The organism is Hydrogenophaga sp. H7, assembly GCF_002025745.1.
GTDB lineage: Bacteria > Pseudomonadota > Gammaproteobacteria > Burkholderiales > Burkholderiaceae_C > Hydrogenophaga > Hydrogenophaga pseudoflava.
The window spans coordinates 220,211-241,721 of sequence record NZ_MCIC01000017.1 but is presented as its reverse complement, the minus strand read 5'-3'; the positions used below and the strand labels follow the sequence as shown (position 1 = coordinate 241,721).

Genomic DNA, 21,511 nt, shown 5'->3' with positions numbered 1-21,511 from the left:
GCCCATGAATCAACGGCCCAGGTCCCTTCCTGACCTGTCGACGGACAGGGATGACCGGGCATTGCCACCATGGCCTGAGGTGTCACCGACGGCGAACGCCCAACTCGGCCTGATGGTGCAGAACCGTCTGCGCGGCACCCATGGAGAGGAGCCGCCTCTTGGGCGTCTTGAGGGATTGGCCATGCAGTTGGCCCGCATTCAGCACCCCTCAGGGCACGGATTGGAGGAACTTCGGTTCGAGTCTCCCCAGCTGGTGGTATTTGCTTCCGACCACGGCATCGCGGATGAGGGTGTGTCCAAATCGCCGCAGGACCTGACCCACCAAAGCGCCTGCGAGCTGCTCGCGGGCAAGAGCCCTGCCAGTGCGCTGGCCGGGCACCATGGCTTCGATGTGACCCTCGTGGACGCCGGTGTCGCCCACCATATTCAGCTGCCCGAGGGCACCGAGACCGCCGCCACCCTCCTTCGGCGCAAGATAGGCTACGGCACACGCAACGCGGCGCTGGCGCCGGCCATGTCGCAGGCACAGGCGCGCGCTGCCATCCAGGCAGGCATGGATGTGGTGCGGCACCTGCCCGGCAATGTGCTGGCACTGGGCAGCATCGGCGTTGCGGGTGAGGCCTCGGCGGCCTTGCTGTTGTCCCGCCTCTGCGGGGTTCCGCTGTCCGATGCCTGCGGCAAGGACCAGGAAGCAGACGAGGTGTTCGGGCAGCGCAAGCTGGAGCGGCTGTTCGTTGCCGCCAGCAGGCACCGCCGCGCCACCTCGGCGCAGGTGGCTCTGGCCGCCATGGGAGGTTTCGAGATCGCCATGCTGTGCGGCGCAATGATCCAGGCCGCCAGCGAGCGACGGGTGGTGCTGGTCGACGGCTTCGTGGCCGGAACCGCCGCGCTGGTGGCCCGCGCCCTGGTCCCGGCCGTGGCCGACTATCTGGTGTATGCCCACCGCGCGGCCGAGCCAGGGCACCGGCTCCTGCTGATCCACCTCCAGGCCAACCCGCTGCTGGACATGGAGCTTCGCAGCGCAGAAGGCCTCGGGGCCCTGCTGGCCTGGCCGCTGCTGCAAGCGGCACAGCAACTGCTCCAGCGCTGACCCGCGGCCCAGTCCGCCCTCAGCGCTCGGCCAGCCAGCGCCGGTGTCCAGCCAGTCGCACGACATCGCGCCAGCGACCACCCTCCGGCGCGATGCGAGGCCACAACCGGAGCAACAGCTCGGCCGTGGCCAGCGTGTCGGCGGACGCCTGGTGCCGGGCCGGGCACCGGATGCCGAAATGCGCCATCCAGTCGTCCAGCGACCGGGCCCGCACCTCCTGGTGGGTCACAGCACAGAGATGGGCCAGGTCCAGCCAAGGGTTGACCAGCCGGCGTCCCAGGTGCCGCCGGCAATGCCGGTCGATCAGGGTTTCGTCGAAGGCGCTGTGAAAGGCCAGCAGCGGCGCCTCGCCAATGAAGTCCACAAAGGCCTGCAGCGCCGTCGCAGGCTCCACGCCGTCCCGCTGACGCTGCTCACCGATGCCGTGCAGGAGGATGTTGTCGCGATCAGACACCGCCTCCTGACGCAGCACCACCTCGAAGCTGTCGCCCAGCACAATCTCCGGCCGCGATGCCGGCGCAGGACCAACCCTGAGACCGATGGCCGCGATGGCCAGGAGCCGGTCATTCTTTGCGTCCAGTCCACTGGTCTCCACGTCGACGACCACCCAGCGTTCGGCGTCGGAAGAAGCTACCGGGTCCTGGGGCCCCCACCATGACCGCACCGACGCCAGCAGCGTTGCAATCATCGCTGGTAGTCGAGCTGCACACGCTGCTGCAGGCTGCGCACCACCCGCAGCGTCTCCCGCAGGATGCGGCGGTCGATGTCGTTGAGTGCGCCCACCGCGATGCGGTTGGGGTTGTCGCCCACCGAGGCGCCATCGAGCTGGGCACGCAGACGGAGCATCTGCAGAAACTCGAACCCGGCCACCCAGGCCTGGTGTTCGCGGGCAGGGACGCCGAGCTTCGGACCCGCGGTTTCGAACCGCTCCCGGGTCGAGGTGGCTGCGATGCCGTTGGCCAGCGCGTACAGCCGGGCCACATCGACCAGGATAGCCGTACCCTGCAGCTTGAGATCCAGCGTGTCGAGACCATCCACCGGCTTGGTGTCGATCTGGCCACGCCAGTTCAACGGTGGTGCCTGCAACAGGCCATTGACTGCCAGCTGGCGGACAAACCGCGGGTTGGCCGACGCGCGCTGGGTCACGAAACCGCGCAGACTGGCGGCCATACCGGCCTGCCCGGTCAGGGCGCGAAAGTCGAAGTAGATGCTGGCGTTGAGCAGATCCTTGGGTGCGCCCTGCTCGATCCACTGCACGAAACGCTGCTGCCACTGGGACAGCGTCAGGCAGCAATCGGGGTTGCCCGCCATGATGTTGCCCCTGCACAGCGGATAGCCACAGGCGTCCAGGGCGTGGTTGATGTCCTGTGCCATGTGCAGCAAGGCGTCCCGCTCGCCGGGGTTCACGTCGTCGGCGAGTATCAGCGCATTGTCCTGGTCGGTGGCGATGGTCTGCTCGCCCCGCCCCTCGGACCCCAGGGCGATCCAGCAGAAGCACTGCAGGTCAAGACCGTGTTCGCCGGCCTTCAACGCCACCAGCCGGGTCGTCAGCAGGTCGTTGAGGTGGCTGATCAGCTGTGTCAGCTGCAGCGCCTGCACACCCTGGCCGAGCAAGTGGCGCGCAAACTCGCGGATGTCATGGGCCGCGGCCTGCAGGTCGGGAATGCCTGTCGCATGGCGAATGCGCTCGCTCACCTGGTTGAGGCTCATGCGCTGAAGGGCATAGAGGTCGCGCTCGGACACGATGCCCACCAGCCGCCCCTGCTGCGTCACGGGCACGTGGCGAATGCCCTTGGCCGACATCAGCAGCGCCGCTTCCTGGGCGCTGCGGTCGGACTCCAGCGTGTGCACCGGACCCACCATGACCGCCGACATCGGCACGTCCAGAGACACACCGGCCAGCGCGACGCGGTCCAGCACGTCGTAGCGGGTGAGGATGCCGACCGGGCGCTGCCCTTCGTCCACCACCAGCATCGACCCGATGCGCAACCGGTGCATGTCCTCCAGCGCCTGGCGCAGCGGCGTGCCGGGCGCGCAGCTGACGGGCGCGTGGCGGCACAGACGCTCCAGCGGTGTTTCCATCGACTGCTCGGCCAGGACCCTCGATGCGTAGGCTGCCTGCAGCGCCGCGCGTGAAAGCTCCAGGAACCGCAGCACACGCCGGTTCAGGAAGTCCCCGAACACCGGACTGAGCTGCGCCAGCGCCTGCATCCGCTCGGCTGGCAGGCGCAGCACGAAGGTGTCTTCGGTGGCCAGGTAGGCGGTGCTGGTGGCGCGCTGGGCGAGCACCGCACTGATCGGGAACAGGTCACCGGCCTCGTACTCGAACGCCCCGCCTGCGACATCAGAAAGCCCCCGCTTGCCCACCACCGCGCCGCGACGGATGAAAAACAGTTCGCTGGCGGGCCCATCCTCTGGCCGAACCAGTGCCTCGCCGGGAGCGAAGTACGCCTGCCGCGACGCCTCCACGAAGGCCCGGACGTGGCCCGCATCCATCTCGTCAAATGGGGGAAACCGGCCCAGCTCCACCGCCAGCTGGTCCAGCAGCGAGGCGGACGGGCTGGGGGCAGATGGTGCCAGGCTCACCGAGACTCCACGGGCTCCGGGAGATTGAGCTCCAGTGCTAATGGGTCTCCAGCGGTGGTGCCCAGGCGGACCACTTTGGGCCCGACCGAGAGCAGTCGCAATTCGCCGTCGACCACACCCCCCACCACCACGGGGCGCGGCGGCTGTCCATCGACGGCGATCAGCGCAGCACCGCTCTGGCCTGGCTGGCTTGCCAGCCCCAGAAGCCTGAAACGGGACGACAGAGGAGCCGTCGCCGGAGCGGTCGCCTGCGCCTCGGGCACGGCACCGAGCACGCGGGCGACGCCCGCTGCGTCCGACTGGATCGGCGGGGTTCCAAGGGCACCCACCGGAACCAGCGGTTCCCGGCCCCACAGCTGCAACATCCAGTAACCCGAAAGCAGCGCCACCACCAGCCAGAGCAGGCCGGCCGCGAGGCTTGCAAGGGAAGGTGTCTTGAGCATGAACACATTATCATCCACCTTCTCTGGCGCACCGCGCCGCGTGCTTCCGGGAGCCTGTCTTGAAATTCGCATCTGCCACTTCGATGTCCACCCTTGGTCCCTCGTCTGCGCACGGTCTGCGTCAGCGCGGTTTCACGCTGATCGAGCTGATGGTGGTGCTGGTCATCATTGGTGTGCTGGCGGCCCTCATCGTGCCCAACGTGCTGAACCGCGCCGACGATGCGCGCGTAACCGCCGCCAGGACGGACGTCAACAACCTCATGCAGGCGCTCAAGCTGTACAAGCTGGACAACCAGCGCTTCCCCACCGGTGCGCAAGGCCTGACCGCACTGGTGGCCCGGCCCACCGCTGCACCGGTGCCGCCCAACTGGCGCCCCTACCTCGACAAGCTGCCGGCCGACCCCTGGAACCAGCCCTACCAGTACGTGAACCCCGGTGTGCACGGCGAGGTGGACGTGCTGTCGCTGGGAGCCGATGGTCAACCCGGCGGAGAGGGCAAGGACGCCGACATCGGCAGCTGGCAGTGAACACCCGCACACGCGGCTTCACACTGCTGGAGCTGCTGGTGGTGGTGTCCATCATCGCGCTGGCCACCGCTGGCGTGAGTCTTTCCTTGCGGGACAGCGATTCCACGGCGCTGGAGAACGAGTCCCTCCGGCTGGCCGCACTGCTCGAGTCGGCGCGTGCGCAGTCGCGCGCCAGCGGCGTGCCGGTGCGCTGGAAGCCCAACGGAGAGGGTTTCGAGTTCCAGGGCATCACCTCGCGCTCCAAGTCGGCGGATTCACTGACCAGGCCCCGCAGCTGGCTCCACCCGGAAACACGGGTGCGCGTGGTCCAGCCGCCCGGCGCCTCGGAGCTGCTGCTCGGGCCGGAACCGCTGATCGCAGCCCAGCGCATCGAACTGGCCCGAGGCGAGCAGCGGCTGGTTCTGGGCACAGACGGCCTCGCTCCCTTTGCCGTGATTGCAGAACCGGCCACGCCATGAACCGGCACAGCCGCGGCTTCACGCTGATCGAGATCCTCGTGGCCCTGGCCGTGGTGGCAGTGGCGCTGGCCGCCGGTTCCCAGGCCACCTCGGCACTCACACGGGCCGCCGCGCGCCAGAGCGACCAGTGGCTGGCGCAGCTGTGCGCCGAAAACGAGCTCATCCGGCTGCGCCTGCTGCGCCAGTTGCCGGGCACCGGTGAAAGCACCGCCGAGTGCCAGCAGGCAGGCCGCACACTCAAAGTGAGGCTGTCGGTGCAGCCCACCCCCAACCCGAATTTCCAGCGCGTCGACGCGATCGTGGAGGGCGCGGTTGATGGCAACGAAGTCCGGCTGCTGAGCCTGTCGACCGTGATGGGACGGTACTGATGCGCACGGGTGACCGGACCCCACTGCGACGCGAACGGGGCTTCACCCTGGTCGAACTGCTGGTGGCGCTGGCGGTGATGTCCATGCTGGCCATGCTGAGCTGGCGTTCCATCGATGCCATGCAGCGGACCCAGACCCTGACCCAGGAGCGGGCCGACGAGCTGCTGCGGTTGCAGGCGGCGCTGGGACAGTGGGCCGCCGACCTGGACGCGCTGGTGGACACCAAGGAGCTCAGCCCGCTGGCGTTCGACGGCCGGGTGTTGCGCCTGACCCGGCGGGATGCCGCAGAAAGCGCGCTGCGCAGCGACGGCATCCGAGTGGTGGCCTGGACACGCATGCAGTCCGGCAGTGCGGGCGCCCAGTGGATGCGCTGGCAGTCCGGCCCGATCAAGCGCCGGGACGAACTGGCCGATGCCTGGGCCAGGGCCGCGGCATGGATCGAATCGCCCGCGGAGATCGACGGCCGAGACACCCAGGTCGCGCTGGCGGCGATCGACCAGTGGCAGCTGTTCTATCACCGTGGTGAAACCTGGGGGAACCCGCAATCCTCCGTCGGAAACGAAAACGCAGGCGTCACCCTGGGGGGCGGCGACGCGATCCCCAACGGCGTGCGTCTGGTGCTGAACCTGTCGGCGGGAAGAGGCCTCTCCGGAACGCTGACCAGCGACTGGGTGCGCCCGTCCCTGCTGGCCGCACGCTGATGAAGAAGATGCGCGCTTCATCCAAAGAACGTGGTGCCGCCCTGCTGCTGGCCATGCTCACGGTGACCCTGGTGGCGACCCTGGCCTCCGCGGCCCTCTGGCAGCAGTGGCGGTCCTCCGAAGTCGAGGCCGCCGAGCGGCAGCGCCTTCAGGCCGGCTGGATCCTGGTGGGCGCCCTGGACTGGGCGCGGCTCATCCTGCGCGAAGACGGGCGCAGCAACCGCACCAGCGGGGCCGCCGACCACCTGGGCGAGCCGTGGGCGACGCCTCTGGAAGAAGCCCGGTTGTCCTCCTTCCTGGCCGCCGACAAGAACAACAGCGCGGACGACCTGATGCCCGCGTTTCTGTCCGGCGAAATCAAGGACGCCCAATCCCGGCTGAACTTCGGCAACCTCGTCAGGGTCAGCCAGACGGGTTCTCAATCGAAGGTCGAGCTGTCGTCCGCCGACCTTGCCATGTTCGAGCGGCTGTTCGCCCTGCTGAACCTGCCCAAGCCCGAACTGGAAGCGGCGTCGGCCAACCTGCTCAAAACCACCGAACGGGCCCTCAACGACCCGGAACCGTCCACCTCGCCGCTGACGCCCCAGCGCTTCGCCCAGCTGGCCTGGCTGGGCCTGAGTCCGAGCACCCTGCAGGCCCTGCGGCCCCATGTGACGGTCCTGCCCGAACGCACCCTGCTCAACCTGAACACCGTCACACCCGAGGTGCTCAGCGCCAGCGTGCCGGGCCTGGACCTGGCGCTGGCCCAGCAGGTGGTGGCTGCGCGGGACACCATGCCCTTCACCAAACTGGAGGATGCCATCCAGCGCATCCCTGGCGCCAGCCAGCAATCGGTCAGCAGCCAGCGCCATGATGTGCGCAGCCGGTTTTTTGAGGTGTACATCCGTCTTCGACTGGACGACACCGTGATCGAAGAACGCTCGCTGGTCCAGCGTGATGGCTTGAGAACCCGGGTGCACTGGCGCGAACGGGTGGCGCCATCATGAACATCAGCTTCATCCGCTGGCCCCGCCTCGTCCCTAAAATAGCCCTCCGCCCAGTACCCACGGGGCATTGCAGCCCCTCTATCACGTGCTGATCCTCACTCCGACCAACTTCAGCGCCGCCATGCCCACATCGACCTCGGTGCTGGACTGGGTGCTTTCTTCCAACGGACGGGTCGCGTCGGACCACGGGGGCTGCGCACTGTCGTTGCTGCCCGCCGACGACGATGTCGTGCTGGTGTTGCCGCCCCGCCTCGTGTCCTGGCACCGGGTGGCGCTGCCCAAGGTGGCGAGCGCCCGCGTGAGGGCCGCCCTGGACGGGATGCTGGAAGACCGGCTGCTGGATGATCCGGCGGAGCTTCACCTGGCCCTCGAACCAGGCAGCCGTCCCGGGCAGACGCTCTGGGTGGCGGCCTGCAACAAGGCCTGGCTCCAGGCCTGGCTCCAGGCCCTCGAAGCCGCCGGACGGCCGGCCGCACGCATCGTGCCGGCCCTCTGGCCCACTTCAGTGGGCGGGTCGGAACACGGCGAAACCGTGCATTGGGCGCACGACGAAGGCAACCGTGTCTGGCTGTCCACCGCCAGCCCGCTGGGGGTACGCAGCATTCCTCTGCGCGAAAACGGTTCGAGCACCTTCGGTGCCACCAGCAGGTTCGGCGCCGACAGCTCCTTTGGCCCGGCCAGCACCTTCGGCGACTCCAGCTTCGGCAGTCTCGGACCTTCAACCGGCCGAGGCCCCGAGTACACCCTGACCGCGGCGTCCGACCCGGCCACCACGAGCTGGTTCGCGGACCCGTCGATCACCGGTCTGGCCGAACAGGTGTGCAACCAGCGCTTCGACCTCATGCCGACAGCCGACTGGCTGCTGCGCTGCGCGCAGTCCGACTGGAACCTCGCCCAGTTCGATCTCCGGCTGTCCAGCGGAGCGCGGCGCACGCAGCGCATGCGGCAGGGATGGCGCCACTTTGCCAGCGCCGCACCATGGAAGCCGGCGCGCTGGGCCCTGGTGGCGCTTGTGCTGACCGTCCTTGGCGGCGTGAACGCGATGGCCTGGAAAGAACGTTCGGCCCTCCAGGCCAAGCAACAGGCCATCCGGCAGACCTTGCAGAGCACCTTCCCCGAGGTCGGTCTCGTGCTGGACGCCCCGGTGCAGATGCAGCGCGAACTCACCCGGCTGCAGCAGGCCAGCGGCACCCTGTCGGCACAGGATCTCGAAGGCATGCTCGCCTTCATTGCGGCGACCGAGCCTGGCGCGTCTCTCAGCAGCATCGACTTCCTGAGCGGCGAAGCAAGACTGGGCATCGGGGGGCTGCCCGACGACCGCCTGTTGGCACTGCAACAGGCCATGGCCTCGCGGGGCTGGCAGGTCAGCTCGGATTCGGGCATGTTGAATGTCCAGGCAAAGGCCCCCTGATGTCTGCCAAACGATCTATCCCAGTTTCTTCGGCCTTCGCCCGGGTGGGCCAGCGCCTCGGTGCCTCCTTGCAAGGCCTGCCCGCCCGCCAGCAGAAGGCCCTGCGCCTTGCGGCCTGGGTGGTGGGTGTGGCCCTCTTGTGGTGGGTGGCACTGGCGCCGGCCGTGTCCACCCTGCGGCAGGCGCGCACACAGCACATCGAGCTGGACAAGTCCTTGGGGCGCATGCAGGAGATGGCGGCCAGCGCCGAAATCATCCGCACCCAGAATGCTGCCCCCGTGCCCGCACCCGAAGTGGCCAGGCAGGCGCTGGAGCAGGCCACCAGCGGACTGGGCGCCGGCGCGCAGCTCGCGCAGCAGGGCGACCGCGTCACCATCACCCTGCGGGAGATTCCGGCTGCGACCCTGGCGCAGTGGCTGCAGCAGGTGCGCGTGAACGCCCGCGTGGTGCCGGTGCAAGTGCAGCTCCAGCGCAGCGGCAACAACCCCTCATGGACAGGACAGGTGGTGCTGGCCGGTCCGGGACTGGGGGGCCAATGACGGAACACCGCAAACCCGCACGCTGGGCCTGGCTGGGGGCCATCCTCGGCACGCTGCTCGCCCTGATCGCGTTTGCGCCCGCGTTGTGGGTGGGTGCCCTGCTCTCGCACTACACCAGCGGCAAGGTGCAATTGCTCAACACCGGGGGTACGGTTTGGAGCGGACATGGCGATGTGCTTCTGAGCGGCGGCGAGGGCAGCCGCGGCCAGACGGCGCTGCCACAGGGACTTCGCTGGAAGCTGCGTCCCGGCTGGTCCCAGGGCCCGGTGCTGCGCATGAGCCTGTCCTCGCCCTGCTGCACCGAACAACCGATGTCCATTGCCTTGCGCCCCAGCTTCGGCGGTGCACAGGTGCGTGTCGACGCCTTCAGCAGCCGCTGGCCGGCCGCCATGCTGGTCGGCCTGGGCACGCCGTGGAACACCCTCCGCATGGACGGGCAACTGCTGGTGCAGTCGCCCGGCTTCTCCCTGGCCCTGAACGGCGGGCGTCCCCGCCTGGACGGGCAGCTGGTGGTGGAGGCCCACGACCTCGCCACACGCGTGTCCACCCTGCGCCCTCTGGGCAGCTACCGGGTCGAGTTCCGCTCGGCGGGGGATGGCGACAACGCCGCATTGAAGCTGGCCACGCTCAAAGGCGGCCTGCTGCTCGATGGCGATGGTCAGTGGTCGGGCGGGCGCCTGCGCTTCCGGGGTGTGGCATCGGCTGCGCCCGGCCAGGAGTCGGCCCTGGCCAACCTCCTGAGCATCATTGGCCGCCGCGATGGCGCCCGTACCCTGTTGACGTTTGGTTAACAGCCAGAGCGAGACTTCGCGATAGGATCAACAGATGAAATCGACCCATTCCCCTGCCGTGCTGGCACTGGCGCTCGCCGTGCTGACCGGCACCCTGGGCGCCCCGACCGCATGGGCCCAGTCCAAGAACGCTGCCGAGCCGGTCGTGCTCAACTTCGTCGGCGCCGAGATTGAAGCCGTGGCCCGCACCATGGCCACCATCACCGGACGCAATGTGGTGGTGGACCCGCGGGTCAAGGGCACCGTCAACCTGTCGACCGACAGGCCGGTGGCCCCCATCGTGGCTCTCAACCAGTTTGCCGCCGCGCTGCGCCTGCAGGGCTTCTCGCTGATCGAAACCGGCGGCCTGTACAAGATCGTGCCCGAGGCCGACGCCAAGCTCCAGAGCAACACTGTCAGTGCCGGCCCGGTCAGCCAGTTGCCCGCCAGCAACCAGATCGTCACCCAGATCTTCCGGCTCAACCACGAATCCGCCAACAATCTGGTGCCCGTGCTGCGCCCGCTCATCGGGCCCAACAACACCATCAACGTCAACCCGGGCAACAACTCGCTGGTCATCACCGACTACGCCGACAACCTGCAGCGCATCGGTCGCATCATCGCGTCGCTGGACGTCTCCGGCGCCACCGATGTGGAAGTGATCCCGCTGCAGCACGCCCTGGCCGCCGACCTGGCCCCCATGGTGCTCAAGCTGATCGAGCCAGGCAGCACGGGCGTGGCCGCCGCCGGACAGGCGGGGGACACCTCGTACAAGACCACCCTGATCGCCGAACCCCGCAGCAACAGCCTCGTGTTGCGGGCCGCAAATCCCGCGCGCCTGGCCCTGGCCCGATCCCTGGTGGCCCAGCTGGACCGCCCGAGCAGCGTCGATGCGGCCGGCAACATCCATGTGGTCTACCTGAAGAACGCCGATGCGGTCAACCTCGCGGCCACGCTGCGGGCCGCCATGGCCGGCGAAGGCAGCGGCGGAGCGGCCGGGGCGACCGGCGTCACGACGGTGCGCAGCAGCACCGGCGGCATGTCCCAGACGCCCAGCACCGCCGCCAACCCCGCCACCACGCCGGTAACGGCGAGCGCCGGCCCGTCCACCGGCGGCCAGATCCAGGCCGACCCGGCGACCAACGCCCTGATCATCACTGCGCCCGAGCCGCAGTACCGCCAATTGCGCGCCGTGATCGACCAGCTGGATTCGCGCCGTGCGCAGGTCTATGTGGAGAGCCTGATCGCCGAAGTCAATGCCGACAAGGCCGCCGAGTTCGGCATCCAGTGGCAGGGCCCACTGGGCAACCTCGGCGAGAACACCGTGGGGCTGCTGGGCACCAACTTCGGCACCGGCGGCAACAACATCCTGACCAACCTGCTGCCCATCGCCCAGGCCGACACCGCCAAGATCCAGGCGCCCGGCACGGGCCTGAACTTCGGTATGGCCTCGCGCCGCAACGGCATCTACCTGCTGGGCTTCCTGGCGCGCTTCCTGCAGCAGAACGGCGACGGCAACATCCTGTCCACGCCCAACCTGCTGACGCTGGACAACGAGGAAGCCAAGATCGTGATCGGCCAGAACGTGCCGTTCGTGACCGGGCAATTCACCAACACCGGCGCCGGCAACGGCAACAACGGCTCGGTCAACCCGTTCCAGACCATCGAGCGCAAGGACGTGGGCCTGACGCTGCGCGTCAAGCCGCAGATCAGTGAGAACGGCACCATCAAAATGACCATCTTCCAGGAGGTCAGCAGCGTGCAGGCGTCGTCGGTCAACTCGACCACCGGCCTCATCACCAACAAGCGCACCATCGAATCGACCGTGCTGGTCGATGACGGCGGCATCGTGGTGCTGGGCGGCCTGCTGCAGGACGAATACTCCGGCAACCAGGAGAAGGTGCCCGGCCTGGGCGACATCCCGCTGTTTGGCAACCTCTTCAAGAGCGAGAGCCGCAACCGCAAGAAAACCAACCTGATGGTGTTCCTGCGGCCGGTGGTGTTGCGCGACGCCCGCGCCACCAACAGCTTCTCGCTCGACCGCTACGAACTGATGCGGTCGGCGCAGAAGGACGCGCAGCCTTCCTCCAGCGCTGTGGTTCCCGTGAATGTGGGTCCGGTCATGCCGCCGCAGCGTGCCCCCGAAAGCACACCCCCGGCCGCGCCTGCAGCCACTCCGGCATCGCCGGCTGCGCCGTCGAACTGACGGAGCCCCGATGAAACACCCGCTGCCCTATGCCTTCGCGCGCGAGAACCTCTGGCTGCTGGAAGAGGAGGACGGGCGGCTGACCCTGCGGGGCAGCTCCAGCGCCGCCGAAGACGAAGATGCGCAGACGCGCCGGCTGTCGGCGCTGTCGGAAATCCTCCGCTGCCACGACGTGGAGGAACTGCAGTGGGAGCCGGGCGAGCTGCTGGCCCAGCGCATCAGCGCGGCCTACGCACAGGGCGAGTCCAGCGCCGCGGCGGTGGTCAGCGAGGTGCAGAGCGACGCCGACCTCAGCCGCATGATGCAGGAACTGCCGGCCATCGAAGACCTGCTGGAGACCGCCGACGACGCGCCCATCATCCGCATGCTCAACGCCCTGCTGACGCAGGCCGCGCGCGACGGGGCCAGCGACATCCACATCGAACCCTTCGAGCGCCATTCGAGCGTGCGCTTCCGCGTCGACGGCACGCTGCGCGAGGTGGTACAGCCCAACCGGGCGCTGCACGCTGCACTCATCTCGCGCCTGAAGATCATGGCCGAACTGGACATCTCCGAGAAGCGCCTGCCGCAGGACGGCCGCATCTCGCTGCGCATCGGCACCCGCGCGGTGGATGTGCGCGTCTCCACCCTGCCCAGCGCCCACGGCGAGCGCGCGGTGCTGCGCCTGCTGGACAAGAGCGAGAGCCGCCTCAACCTGGAAGCGGTCGGCATGCAGGGCGATGTGCTGGAGCGCTTCGAGAAGCTGATCCACCAACCGCACGGCATCATCCTCGTGACAGGGCCGACCGGCTCGGGCAAGACCACCACGCTGTACGCCTCGCTGCAGCGGCTGGACGCGACGCAGCAGAACATCATGACGGTCGAGGACCCGATCGAGTACGAGCTGCCCGGCATCGGCCAGACCCAGGTCAACGCCAAGATCGACCTCGACTTCGCACGCGCCCTGCGCGCCATCCTGCGCCAGGACCCGGACGTGGTCATGATCGGCGAGATCCGCGACTTCGAGACCGCGCAGATCGCGATCCAGGCCTCGCTCACCGGTCACCTGGTGCTGGCCACGCTGCACACCAACGATTCGGTCAGCGCCGTGACGCGCCTGATCGACATGGGCGTCGAGCCCTTCCTGCTGAGCAGCTCGCTGCTCGGGGTGCTCGCGCAGCGCCTGGTGCGCAAGCTCTGCCCGAAGTGCAAGCGCCAGGACGCCAACGGTCGCTGGCACCCGGTCGGCTGCGCGCACTGCAACCAGTCCGGCTACAAGGGCCGCACCGGCATCTACGAGCTGCTCGTGACCGGCGACAAGATCCGCTCGCTCATCCACAACCGCGCGGCTGAAAGCAAGATCTTTGTGGCCGCCGAAGCCGCCGGCCTGCGCACCATGCGCGCCGACGGTCAGCGGCTGATCGACGAAGGCATCACTTCGGAAGCCGAAGTCCTGAGCGTGACGAGAGACTGAGCGTTCTCATGCCCGCCTATTCCTTCGAAGCGCTGAACGCGCAGGGCGCGACGCAGAAAGGCCTGATCGACGCCGACACCGCCAAGGCGGCGCGCAGCATGCTGCGGGGCCGGGGCCTGGTGCCGCTGGCGGTCGAGCCGGCGGTGTCATCCAACAGTGGTGGCCGTGGCAGCGGCCTGAACATGACGCTATGGGGCGGCCGTGTCTTCAACGCCACCACACTGGCGGTCTGGACCCGGCAGCTCGCCGGCCTGGTGTCCTCGGGCCTGCCACTGGAACGTGCGCTCTCGGCCCTGGCCGAGGAAGCCGAAAAAGACGAGCAGCGCCGCCTGGTCGCCAGCCTGCGGGCCGAGGTCAACGCCGGGGCGTCGTTCGCCACCGCGCTTGGCCAGCACCCGCGCGAGTTCTCGCCCATCTACACCGGCGTCATCGCGGCCGGCGAGCAGAGCGGGCAGCTGGGCACGGTGCTGGAAAGCCTGGCCGACGACCTCGAAACCCGCGAGGCCCTCAAGAACAAGCTGATCGGCGCCTCGCTCTACCCCGCCATCGTCACCGTGGTGGCGATCGTGATCGTGGTGTTCCTGGTCAGCTACGTGGTGCCGCAGGTGGCGGGCGTGTTCGCGGGCAGCAAGCGCGCCCTGCCCTTCCTGACCGTGGTGATGCTGGCCATCAGCGACTTCGTGCGCAACTACGGCTGGCTCATGCTCGGCCTGCTGGTGCTGGCCGGTGTGGGGCTGGTCCTGGCCCGGCGCAACGACGCGCTGCGATTGCGCATGGACGCGGCCTGGCTGCGCCTGCCCCTGGTGGGGCGCCTGGCGCGCGGCTACAACGCGGCCCGCTTCGCCGCCACGCTGGCCATGCTGGCCGCGGCGGGGGTGCCGATCCTGCGGGCGCTGCAGACCGCGGCCGAAACCCTGTCCAACCGCTCGATGCGCGCCGACGCGCTGGACGCTCTGGTGCTGGTGCGCGAAGGTGCGCCGCTGGCGTCCGCGCTGGCCAGCAAGAAGCGCTTTCCGCCGCTGGTGGCCATGTTCGCGCGGCTGGGCGAGCAGACCGGCCAGCTGCCGGTGATGCTGCAGCGCGCCGCCGTCCAGCTCGGCGCCGAGGTGCAGCGCCGCGCCATGCACCTGGCGACCATCCTGGAGCCGCTGCTGATCGTGGCCATGGGTGTGGTCGTGATGCTGATCGTGCTGGCGGTGCTGATGCCCATCATCCAGCTCAACCAACTCGTCAAGTAAACATGCCGGTCACCCTGGACGGACAGCTCGTCGTCGCCATTTCCTCGCGCGCCCTGTTCGACTTCGAGGAAGAGAACCGCGTTTTCGAAACCGGTGACGACCGGGCCTACATGAAGCTGCAGCTGGACCGGCTGGAGCAGCCCGCCCAGCCGGGCGTGGCCTTCTCGCTGGTGAAGAAGCTGCTGGCCTTCAACGACCCGCAGGCCCAGCGGGTCGAGGTGGTGATCCTCTCGCGCAACGACCCGGTCTCGGGCATGCGGGTGTTCCGCTCGGCCCAGCACTACGGCCTGCCGATCCAGCGCGGCAGCTTCACGCGCGGCCAGCCGCCCTGGCGCTACCTGCGGCCGCTGCGCGCCAACCTGTTCCTCTCGACCCACCTGGCCGATGTGCGCGCCGCGCTCGACGCCGGCGTGCCGGCCGCGCAGGTCTACCCGCAGTCGGTGCGCGCCAGCGACGCCCACCCGAACGAGGTGCGCATCGCCTTCGACGGCGACGCGGTGCTGTTCTCCGACGAGGCCGAGCGCGTGTTCCAGGCACAGGGTCTCAACGCCTTCCAGCAGCACGAGCGCGACAAGGCCGCACAGCCGCTGGCCGGCGGACCGTTCAAGCCCCTGCTCGAAGCCCTGCACCGACTGCAGGCCGAAGGCACGAACGCCATGCGCATCCGCACCGCGCTGGTCACGGCGCGCTCGGCGCCGGCCCACGAACGGGCCATCCGCACCCTGATGGACTGGGGCATCGACGTGGACGAGGCCATGTTCCTCGGCGGCCTGCCCAAAGGGCCGTTTCTGCGCGAGTTCGAACCCGACTTTTTCTTCGACGACCAGACCGGCCACATCGAATCGGCCTCGCTCCATGTGCCCGCCGGGCACGTGGCCAGCGGCATTTCGAACGACTGACCCATGAACAAATTCCAGAGCTTTCGCGCCTTCGCGCGCAAGGTGCTTGCGCTCGCCGTGCCCTACTTCAACTCGGAAGAAAAGTGGCGGGCGCGCGGCCTGCTGGCGGCGATCATCGTGCTGAACCTGGCCGCGGTGTACATGCTGGTGCTGCTCAACGAGTGGAACCGCGTCTTCTACGACGCGCTGCAGAACAAGGACCAGGTCACCTTCTGGCGCGAGCTGGGCCGCTTCACCTACCTGGCGTTCGGCTTCATCATCATCGCGGTCTACCGCTTCTACCTGCGCCAGGTGCTGGAGATGCGCTGGCGCACCTGGATGACCAAGCACTACCTCGACCGCTGGCTGTCCAACAAGGCCTTCTACCAGCTCGAACTGCACCGCTTCGCCAAGGACACCGACGCGCCGCCCGACAACCCGGACCAGCGCATCGCCGAGGACCTGAACCTGTTCACCAGCTCGACGCTGGGCCTGTCCATGGGCCTGCTGAGTTCGGTGATCACGCTGGTGAGTTTTGTCGGCATCCTCTGGACGCTCTCGGGCAGCTTCTCGTTCGGCTTCAACGGCGGCTCCTACACCATCCCCGGCTTCATGGTCTGGATGGCGGTGCTGTACTGCGCGGTCGGCAGCGTGCTGGCGCACTACATCGGCCGGCCGCAGATCAAGCTCAACTTCCAGCAGCAGCGGGTGGAGGCCGACTTCCGGGTGCACCTGGTGCGCGTGCGCGAATACAGCGAATCGATCGCGCTGGACCGCGGCGAACCGGTGGAGCGCCAGCACCTGGGCGAGCGCTTCGGCGCGGTGCTGGACAACTACTGGAAGCTCATCAAGGCGCAGAAGCGCCTGATCTGGTTCACCAACGGCTTCGGTCAGGCCGCCGTGGTGTTTCCCTTCATCGTGGCCGCGCCGCGCTTCTTCAGCGGCGCAATCCAGCTGGGCGAGCTGATGCAGATTTCCTCAGCCTTCGGCCGGGTGCAGGACTCGCTGTCCTGGTTCGTCGACAACTACGACGCGCTGGCCGCCTGGCGCGCCACCACCGACCGGATCACCAGCTTCGAGGAAAGCTTCCAGGCCCTGCAGGCGGCGCCGCTGCAATCAGCACCGGCCACCGAGGCCGACACGCTACAGATCGACTCACTGGATCTGGCGCTGCCGGGCGGCGTCGCGCTGGTGTCGGCCGGCGGGCTGAGCCTGAAGGCGGGCGACAGCCTGCTGGTCAAGGGGCCCTCGGGCAGCGGCAAGTCGACCCTGTTCCGGGCCCTGGCTGGCATCTGGCCCTGGGCGAAAGGCCAGCTGCAAAAGCCGGCCGACTTCGAACAGCGCGTGATGTTCCTGCCGCAGCGGCCCTACTTCCCCGTGGGCAGCCTGCGCAAGGCGCTGGCCTACCCCGAACCGGCCGACCGCTACGGCGATGAACAGCTGCGGCAGGCGCTGGTCGACGCCCTGCTGCCGCATCTGGCCGACCGGCTGGACGAAGAAGACAGCTGGGGCCAGAAGCTCTCGGGCGGCGAACAGCAGCGGCTGGCGGTGGCGCGCGCCCTGCTCAAGCAGCCGCGCTGGCTGTTTATCGACGAAGCGACCAGCGCGCTGGACGAGGCGGCCGAACACGCGGTCTACGAAAAGCTGCAGGCGCTGGTCCGGTCGCAGAACGGTGCCCTGGTGTCCATCGCCCACCGGCCCACGGTGGCTGCCTTCCATGCCCGGCGCTGGGAGCTGGAACCCGGCGCCGCGGATGGGGCCCGTTTCGCCCTGGCGGCGCGCTGAGCGACGCCTCGTAACACACTGGGCCCACAAGGCCTTGCGCAGCAGGTCGCGCCGCCGTAGGCTGGGTGTTTTCCGTGTTGGAGACAAGCCGTGGGCACACGTCCGCCGTCTGCGGCCAGGCGCGCGTCGCCGGCCCGTCACCAGGCCCTGGAACAGTACAAGGCCCGGGCCGACCGGTACGACAGCGAACTGGAACCGTTCGAACCCCTGCGCCGGGAGGCGATACAGCACCTGGCGCTGCGGCCCGGTGAAACCGTGCTCGACGTGGGCTGTGGCACCGGCCTGAGCTTCGGGCCGCTGCTCGACCAACTCGGCCCCCGCGGCCACATCGTCGGCATTGAACAATGCCCTGAGATGATGGCCCAGGCTCGCCTGCGCTTTTCCGACCTGCGCGCACAACAGCTGCGGCTGGTGCAGGCACCTGTGGAAGAGGCGCAGTGGCCGGGCCTGGCCCACGCCGCCCTGTTCCACTTCACGCACGACATCCTGCGCAGCCCGCGCGCACTCGACAACGTGCTGGCGCACCTCGCGCCCGGCGCGCGCGTGGTCGCCACCGGACTTCAGTGGGCCGCGCCCTGGGTCTGGCCGGTCAACCTCTTCGTGCTCGGCGCGGCGCTGTATTCGGTGAGTTCGCTGGACGGCCTGGCGCAGCCCTGGAGCGAACTGGCACCAAGGCTCGAAGGCTTTGAGGTGCACCCCACCTGGATGGGCGGCATCTTCATGGCCACCGGTGTCTGGCCGGGCCGGGCGCCCTGAACCCGGGGCGCTGGGCCAGAGGCGGGCTCAGGGCACCTCCGCTGCGTGGCAGGCCACGCAGAGCTTGTTGCCCTCGGTGTCGCGGAAGTAGGCCCCGTAGTAGTTCGAGTGGTATTCGGGCCGCAGGCCCGGCGGCCCTTCGCAGCGACCGCCATGGGCCAGTGCGGCCGCGTGGGCGAGGTCGACCATGGCGCGGCTACTGGCCATGAAGGCCGTCATCGCCCCGTTGCCCGGCGTGTGCGGCTGGCCATCGAAGGGGGTGCCGATCAGCAGCAGCGGGCGCGGGTCGGGCGACGACTGCCAGCCGGCCCAAGGGCGCCCGGGTTCGCAGAAGCGCTCCTGCACACCGAGCACCGGCATCAAGGCGCGGTAGAACGCCAGTGCCCGCGGGAAGTCCGACACGCCGATGAAGATGTGGGAAAACATGCGATGCGCCCTCCTTGGAACAGGCTTCAGACCCGTGTCCGCAGTTCCTGCATCGTCGTCACGAGCAGGCGCAGCCCGAAGGCGCCGACCAGGCCGGCCGCCCCGCGGTTGAACACCGTGCGCCCGCGCTGGTAGGCGGACTGGACGCGGCCGTGCGAGAACGCGAGCGCGAGAAACACGTGCCAGACCACCGCGTTGAACCAGCACAGCAGCACCGCGCCGGCCAGCACCGCAGGCCCCGGCGAGGGCGGCAGCGCGGTGGCGAACACGCTGCCGAAGAACAGCGCCGTCTTGGGGTTGAAGACGTTGGTGACGAAGCCCATGCGGAACGCCGCCGCGCGGCTCGTCGTCACGGCCTTCACCTCGGTGGCGACCGCCGCTGGCGACTGCCACAGTTTCCACGCGACGTAGCACAGGTAGGCGCCCCCGGCGATCTGGAACGCCTGGCGCAGCGCCGGGTGGGCGGAAAACGCCGCCCCCATGCCCAGGATCGCGAGCAGGGCCCAGAGAAAGGTCACGGTGGTGATGCCCGCCGCCGCCGACAGCGACACGCTGCGCGGACTGCCCGCCGCCAGTTGCAGGATCAGCACGAAGTTCACGCCCGGCGTGACCAGGGCGACCCAGTGCAGCACGGCGATGGTGAGGAAGGTGGTGAGCATGGCAGGTCGGTTCTTGAATGCCTCAATGGAAGCTGATTTCCCGGGCACAGACCACCCGGTTCCTGCGCCCCGGGTACGACAGCCAGGGCAGCACCGCGTTGAACTCGCGCACGATGGCATCGGCTTCGACCACGGTGCCCTCGCCGGTGTCGAGGCGTTTGGCGATATGGCCGTCGCCGATCAGCGTGAGGTCATAGCCGCGTTCCAGTGCGGCGTAGGCGGTGGCGCGGATGCACCAGCCGGTGACGGCCCCGCACAGCACGATGTGAGCGACCCCGCGCGCCGCCAGTTCGGCCTCCAGCGTGGTCTGTTCGAACGAGGAGTTGTGCTGCTTGTAGACGCGGATGTCGTCCACCTGCGGCGCCAGCGCCGGCACCCACTGCCATTCGGCGCTGCCCCGGGGCAACTCCTCGTCGTCGTGCTGCACCCAGATGATGGGCACACCCGCATCGCGGGCCTTGCGCACCGCGAGCTTGATGTGGTCGAGCTGTCGGGATATGTCGCCCGCGGCGGCGACGACGCCAACCTGCACGTCGACGATGAGCAATGCGGACCGGTTGCCCGTTCGAATGGTGGCCATGCGCTGGATCTCCCAAAAGTGGGCCACAGTCTAAAGGCGGCACCGGCCCGCGGACCGTCCGCGCCTCACCCCAGCGGGTTGATCACCCCGGCGGCCGGTATGTTGCCCTGCCCCTTCATGCTCTCGACGAACTTGAACAGGTCGGTCATGGTGAAGTGGGTTCCCGCCTTCGGCAGGTCGCGTGGTGTGCCGGCGTTGAGCACGCTTTCCGGATCGTCCTTGATCAGGCCCACGATCACTTCGGCCACGATGGCACCGCCGATCGGCCCCAGGTGCTGACCGCCTTCCAGCACCTCGGCCTCCTTGAGGATGTAGAACCACAGCGGCGTCTGGTGGGTCAGGTGGTGCTTCTTGACCACGGCCCCGGCGGTGCCGGATTGCAGCTGCGCCGCCGTCAGCGGCGCGATGCCCATGCGCGCGGCCACCGCCTGGCCTGGCGGCAGCTTGTAGTGTTTCGCGCCGCGCAGCAGGTTCAGCTGCGCCAGGAACGGCGAGTCGGGGGCGTTGCCGATGCGCAGCCGGTCGGTGAGCGCGGCGTCGATGGCGAAGGCCCGCTGCGCCGTGGCGCCCAGGCCGTCGAACATCTGCCGCCAGTCGAGCAGCCAGTTGGTGGGGTAGCGCGTGCCGCCGAGAAACCCCCCGTCGCCGGTGAAGGTGAAGGCCAGCCGGAAGTCCGCGAGCTGGGGCCCCGCGGCGAAGTTGAACACCTTGTTGAAGTGGTAGGCCGGGCGGACCATGCTGTGGCCGAAACGGTAGGCCGCGCCTGAGAACTCCAGCGGCATGTAGGGCGAGCTGGCGAGATAGCCCGGGCCGATCAGGTAGTACTTGAGCTCCTTGAGCGCGTTCTTCACCGCCTTGGCGCCCGCCACCGCCGGCAGGTACTCGTGCAGCACGATCTGCTGGTAGTGGTGGGTCACCACCTTGCGCACATCGGCGAACGAGAGTTCGGGAAAGCGCAGGCTGACCGCGTTGTGGAAGTGCAGCATGGTGCGGTGCAGCTGCGCCACGATGAGGTTCTCGTCGTTGCGCTTGTCGCCCAGAACCGCCGTGCGCTCGGGCAGGCCGTCGGCCACCCGCGGCAGGTCGTAGAGCGCACCGTCCAGCGCCTGCACCTGCGCGTCGCCCCCTCCTGGCGCGGCCGCGGGCACCCTCTGCGCCGGCCCCACCAGCATCTGTGCCGAGGCGGTGGTGGTGTTGCGCTGGTACAGATAGGGCTGGTCGCGCGGGCCGGAGCCGTACACGCTGTCCAGGTCGAGCGCGGGGGTGCGGAAGTTGACCAGGTCGTCCACGTCCACCGCGTTCTCGCCCAGACTGGTGGGGTCGAAGGTCATGTCGTGGTCGACGAACTGGCCGAAGTAGGTGAAGCCGGCGGGAATGACGCCGTCCTTGCGTTCGGCCACGTGCATGGCCTCGCCCAGTTCGCGCAGGATGACCTCGTCCCGGGCGGGATCGCCGGTGGTCCAGGGCACGGCGGCGAGTTCGGGGAAGAGCAGGCCGAAGCGGCCCGGCTTCTGGAGGTTGCTGCGGGTGGGGTTGGCGTTGTCGGTGCTGTACCCGTGGCTGCGGGCGTGGGGTTTCTGATCCATCGTGACACTCCTGAAAGGCGCGGACATGGTCCGCTCAGACATGGATGACAGATTCACGTGGGCGA

General features: G+C 68.7%; 22 protein-coding genes. 15 read left to right on the top strand and 7 right to left on the bottom strand.

Annotation, left to right across the window (positions count from 1 at the left end; translation table 11 throughout):
* The first annotated feature begins 4 nt into the window (after window positions 1-4).
* Window positions 5-1,090: a nicotinate-nucleotide--dimethylbenzimidazole phosphoribosyltransferase gene (locus BC358_RS16860; RefSeq protein WP_079366735.1), complete on the top strand. Its 1,086-nt coding sequence runs from the start codon at window positions 5-7 to the stop codon at window positions 1,088-1,090.
* Between the two features lie 19 nt (window positions 1,091-1,109).
* On the opposite strand, the gene BC358_RS16855 is transcribed toward BC358_RS16860, so the two are convergent.
* The 3 genes from BC358_RS16855 to BC358_RS21955 are packed head-to-tail and all read right to left on the bottom strand — an operon-like array spanning window position 1,110 to window position 4,119.
* Window positions 1,110-1,778 carry a PolC-type DNA polymerase III gene (locus tag BC358_RS16855; RefSeq protein ID WP_079366734.1) on the bottom strand — a complete coding sequence of 223 codons (669 nt, stop codon included), beginning with the start codon at window positions 1,776-1,778 and terminating at the stop codon, window positions 1,110-1,112.
* Window positions 1,775-3,676, bottom strand: a complete 1,902-nt coding sequence (locus tag BC358_RS16850) for a DUF294 nucleotidyltransferase-like domain-containing protein (protein ID WP_256861558.1) — start codon at window positions 3,674-3,676, stop codon at window positions 1,775-1,777. The genes BC358_RS16855 and BC358_RS16850 overlap by 4 nt, the downstream gene beginning before the upstream one ends.
* Complete coding sequence (locus BC358_RS21955) at window positions 3,673-4,119, bottom strand: general secretion pathway protein C (RefSeq protein WP_143434341.1); 447 nt, start codon at window positions 4,117-4,119, stop codon at window positions 3,673-3,675. Before BC358_RS21955 ends, BC358_RS16850 begins: the two co-directional genes overlap by 4 nt.
* An 83-nt stretch (window positions 4,120-4,202) precedes the next feature.
* On the opposite strand from BC358_RS21955, the gene gspG reads away from it, so the two are divergent.
* The 14 genes from gspG (at window position 4,203) to BC358_RS16780 (ending at window position 18,195) form a co-directional block, all read left to right on the top strand.
* Window positions 4,203-4,646, top strand: coding sequence for a type II secretion system major pseudopilin GspG (gene gspG, locus BC358_RS16845; protein ID WP_079366733.1), 444 nt, complete (start codon window positions 4,203-4,205; stop codon window positions 4,644-4,646).
* Window positions 4,643-5,104 (top strand): prepilin-type N-terminal cleavage/methylation domain-containing protein, encoded by a 462-nt coding sequence (locus BC358_RS16840; protein WP_256861557.1) that lies wholly within the window; start codon window positions 4,643-4,645, stop codon window positions 5,102-5,104. The genes gspG and BC358_RS16840 overlap by 4 nt, the downstream gene beginning before the upstream one ends.
* A complete protein-coding gene (gene gspI / locus BC358_RS16835) occupies window positions 5,101-5,472 on the top strand; it encodes a type II secretion system minor pseudopilin GspI (RefSeq protein WP_066257968.1) in 372 nt (123 codons plus the stop codon). Before BC358_RS16840 ends, gspI begins: the two co-directional genes overlap by 4 nt.
* Window positions 5,472-6,173, top strand: coding sequence for a type II secretion system protein J (locus BC358_RS16830; protein WP_079366732.1), 702 nt, complete (start codon window positions 5,472-5,474; stop codon window positions 6,171-6,173). The genes gspI and BC358_RS16830 overlap by 1 nt, the downstream gene beginning before the upstream one ends.
* An 8-nt stretch (window positions 6,174-6,181) precedes the next feature.
* A complete protein-coding gene (gene gspK / locus BC358_RS16825) occupies window positions 6,182-7,159 on the top strand; it encodes a type II secretion system minor pseudopilin GspK (RefSeq protein ID WP_066153381.1) in 978 nt (325 codons plus the stop codon).
* Window positions 7,160-7,244: 85 nt separating this feature from the next.
* The gene (gspL, locus tag BC358_RS16820) at window positions 7,245-8,570 is read left to right on the top strand and encodes a type II secretion system protein GspL (RefSeq protein ID WP_079366731.1); all 1,326 of its coding nucleotides are present in this window, start codon (window positions 7,245-7,247) and stop codon (window positions 8,568-8,570) included.
* On the top strand, window positions 8,570-9,109 hold the full coding sequence (gene gspM / locus BC358_RS16815) for a type II secretion system protein GspM (protein ID WP_079366730.1): 540 nt from the start codon (window positions 8,570-8,572) through the stop codon (window positions 9,107-9,109). The genes gspL and gspM overlap by 1 nt, the downstream gene beginning before the upstream one ends.
* Window positions 9,106-9,900 carry a type II secretion system protein N gene (gene gspN, locus BC358_RS16810; protein ID WP_066152643.1) on the top strand — a complete coding sequence of 265 codons (795 nt, stop codon included), beginning with the start codon at window positions 9,106-9,108 and terminating at the stop codon, window positions 9,898-9,900. Before gspM ends, gspN begins: the two co-directional genes overlap by 4 nt.
* A gap of 34 nt (window positions 9,901-9,934) precedes the next feature.
* Window positions 9,935-12,085: a type II secretion system secretin GspD gene (gene gspD / locus BC358_RS16805; RefSeq protein WP_066152640.1), complete on the top strand. Its 2,151-nt coding sequence runs from the start codon at window positions 9,935-9,937 to the stop codon at window positions 12,083-12,085.
* Window positions 12,086-12,095: 10 nt separating this feature from the next.
* Window positions 12,096-13,538, top strand: a complete 1,443-nt coding sequence (gspE, locus tag BC358_RS16800) for a type II secretion system ATPase GspE (RefSeq protein WP_079366729.1) — start codon at window positions 12,096-12,098, stop codon at window positions 13,536-13,538.
* A gap of 8 nt (window positions 13,539-13,546) precedes the next feature.
* Window positions 13,547-14,776: a type II secretion system inner membrane protein GspF gene (gspF, locus tag BC358_RS16795; protein WP_079366728.1), complete on the top strand. Its 1,230-nt coding sequence runs from the start codon at window positions 13,547-13,549 to the stop codon at window positions 14,774-14,776.
* A 2-nt stretch (window positions 14,777-14,778) separates the two neighbouring features.
* A complete protein-coding gene (locus tag BC358_RS16790; RefSeq protein ID WP_079366727.1) occupies window positions 14,779-15,675 on the top strand; it encodes a 5'-nucleotidase in 897 nt (298 codons plus the stop codon).
* A 3-nt stretch (window positions 15,676-15,678) separates the two neighbouring features.
* Window positions 15,679-17,439 carry an ABC transporter ATP-binding protein/permease gene (locus BC358_RS16785; RefSeq protein WP_079366726.1) on the top strand — a complete coding sequence of 587 codons (1,761 nt, stop codon included), beginning with the start codon at window positions 15,679-15,681 and terminating at the stop codon, window positions 17,437-17,439.
* A gap of 90 nt (window positions 17,440-17,529) precedes the next feature.
* Window positions 17,530-18,195: a class I SAM-dependent methyltransferase gene (locus BC358_RS16780; protein ID WP_079366725.1), complete on the top strand. Its 666-nt coding sequence runs from the start codon at window positions 17,530-17,532 to the stop codon at window positions 18,193-18,195.
* A 27-nt stretch (window positions 18,196-18,222) separates the two neighbouring features.
* Here BC358_RS16780 and BC358_RS16775 read toward each other — a convergent pair whose 3' ends face one another.
* The 4 genes from BC358_RS16775 to BC358_RS16760 all read right to left on the bottom strand — a co-directional run bounded on the left by BC358_RS16775 (window position 18,223) and on the right by BC358_RS16760 (window position 21,446).
* Window positions 18,223-18,621 (bottom strand): VOC family protein, encoded by a 399-nt coding sequence (locus BC358_RS16775; RefSeq protein WP_066152625.1) that lies wholly within the window; start codon window positions 18,619-18,621, stop codon window positions 18,223-18,225.
* A gap of 26 nt (window positions 18,622-18,647) precedes the next feature.
* Complete coding sequence (locus BC358_RS16770; RefSeq protein ID WP_079366724.1) at window positions 18,648-19,280, bottom strand: LysE family translocator; 633 nt, start codon at window positions 19,278-19,280, stop codon at window positions 18,648-18,650.
* A gap of 22 nt (window positions 19,281-19,302) precedes the next feature.
* Window positions 19,303-19,860 carry an isochorismatase family protein gene (locus BC358_RS16765; RefSeq protein ID WP_143434340.1) on the bottom strand — a complete coding sequence of 186 codons (558 nt, stop codon included), beginning with the start codon at window positions 19,858-19,860 and terminating at the stop codon, window positions 19,303-19,305.
* A 65-nt stretch (window positions 19,861-19,925) separates the two neighbouring features.
* Window positions 19,926-21,446, bottom strand: coding sequence for a heme peroxidase family protein (locus tag BC358_RS16760; RefSeq protein WP_066152614.1), 1,521 nt, complete (start codon window positions 21,444-21,446; stop codon window positions 19,926-19,928).
* Window positions 21,447-21,511 lie beyond the last annotated feature (65 nt).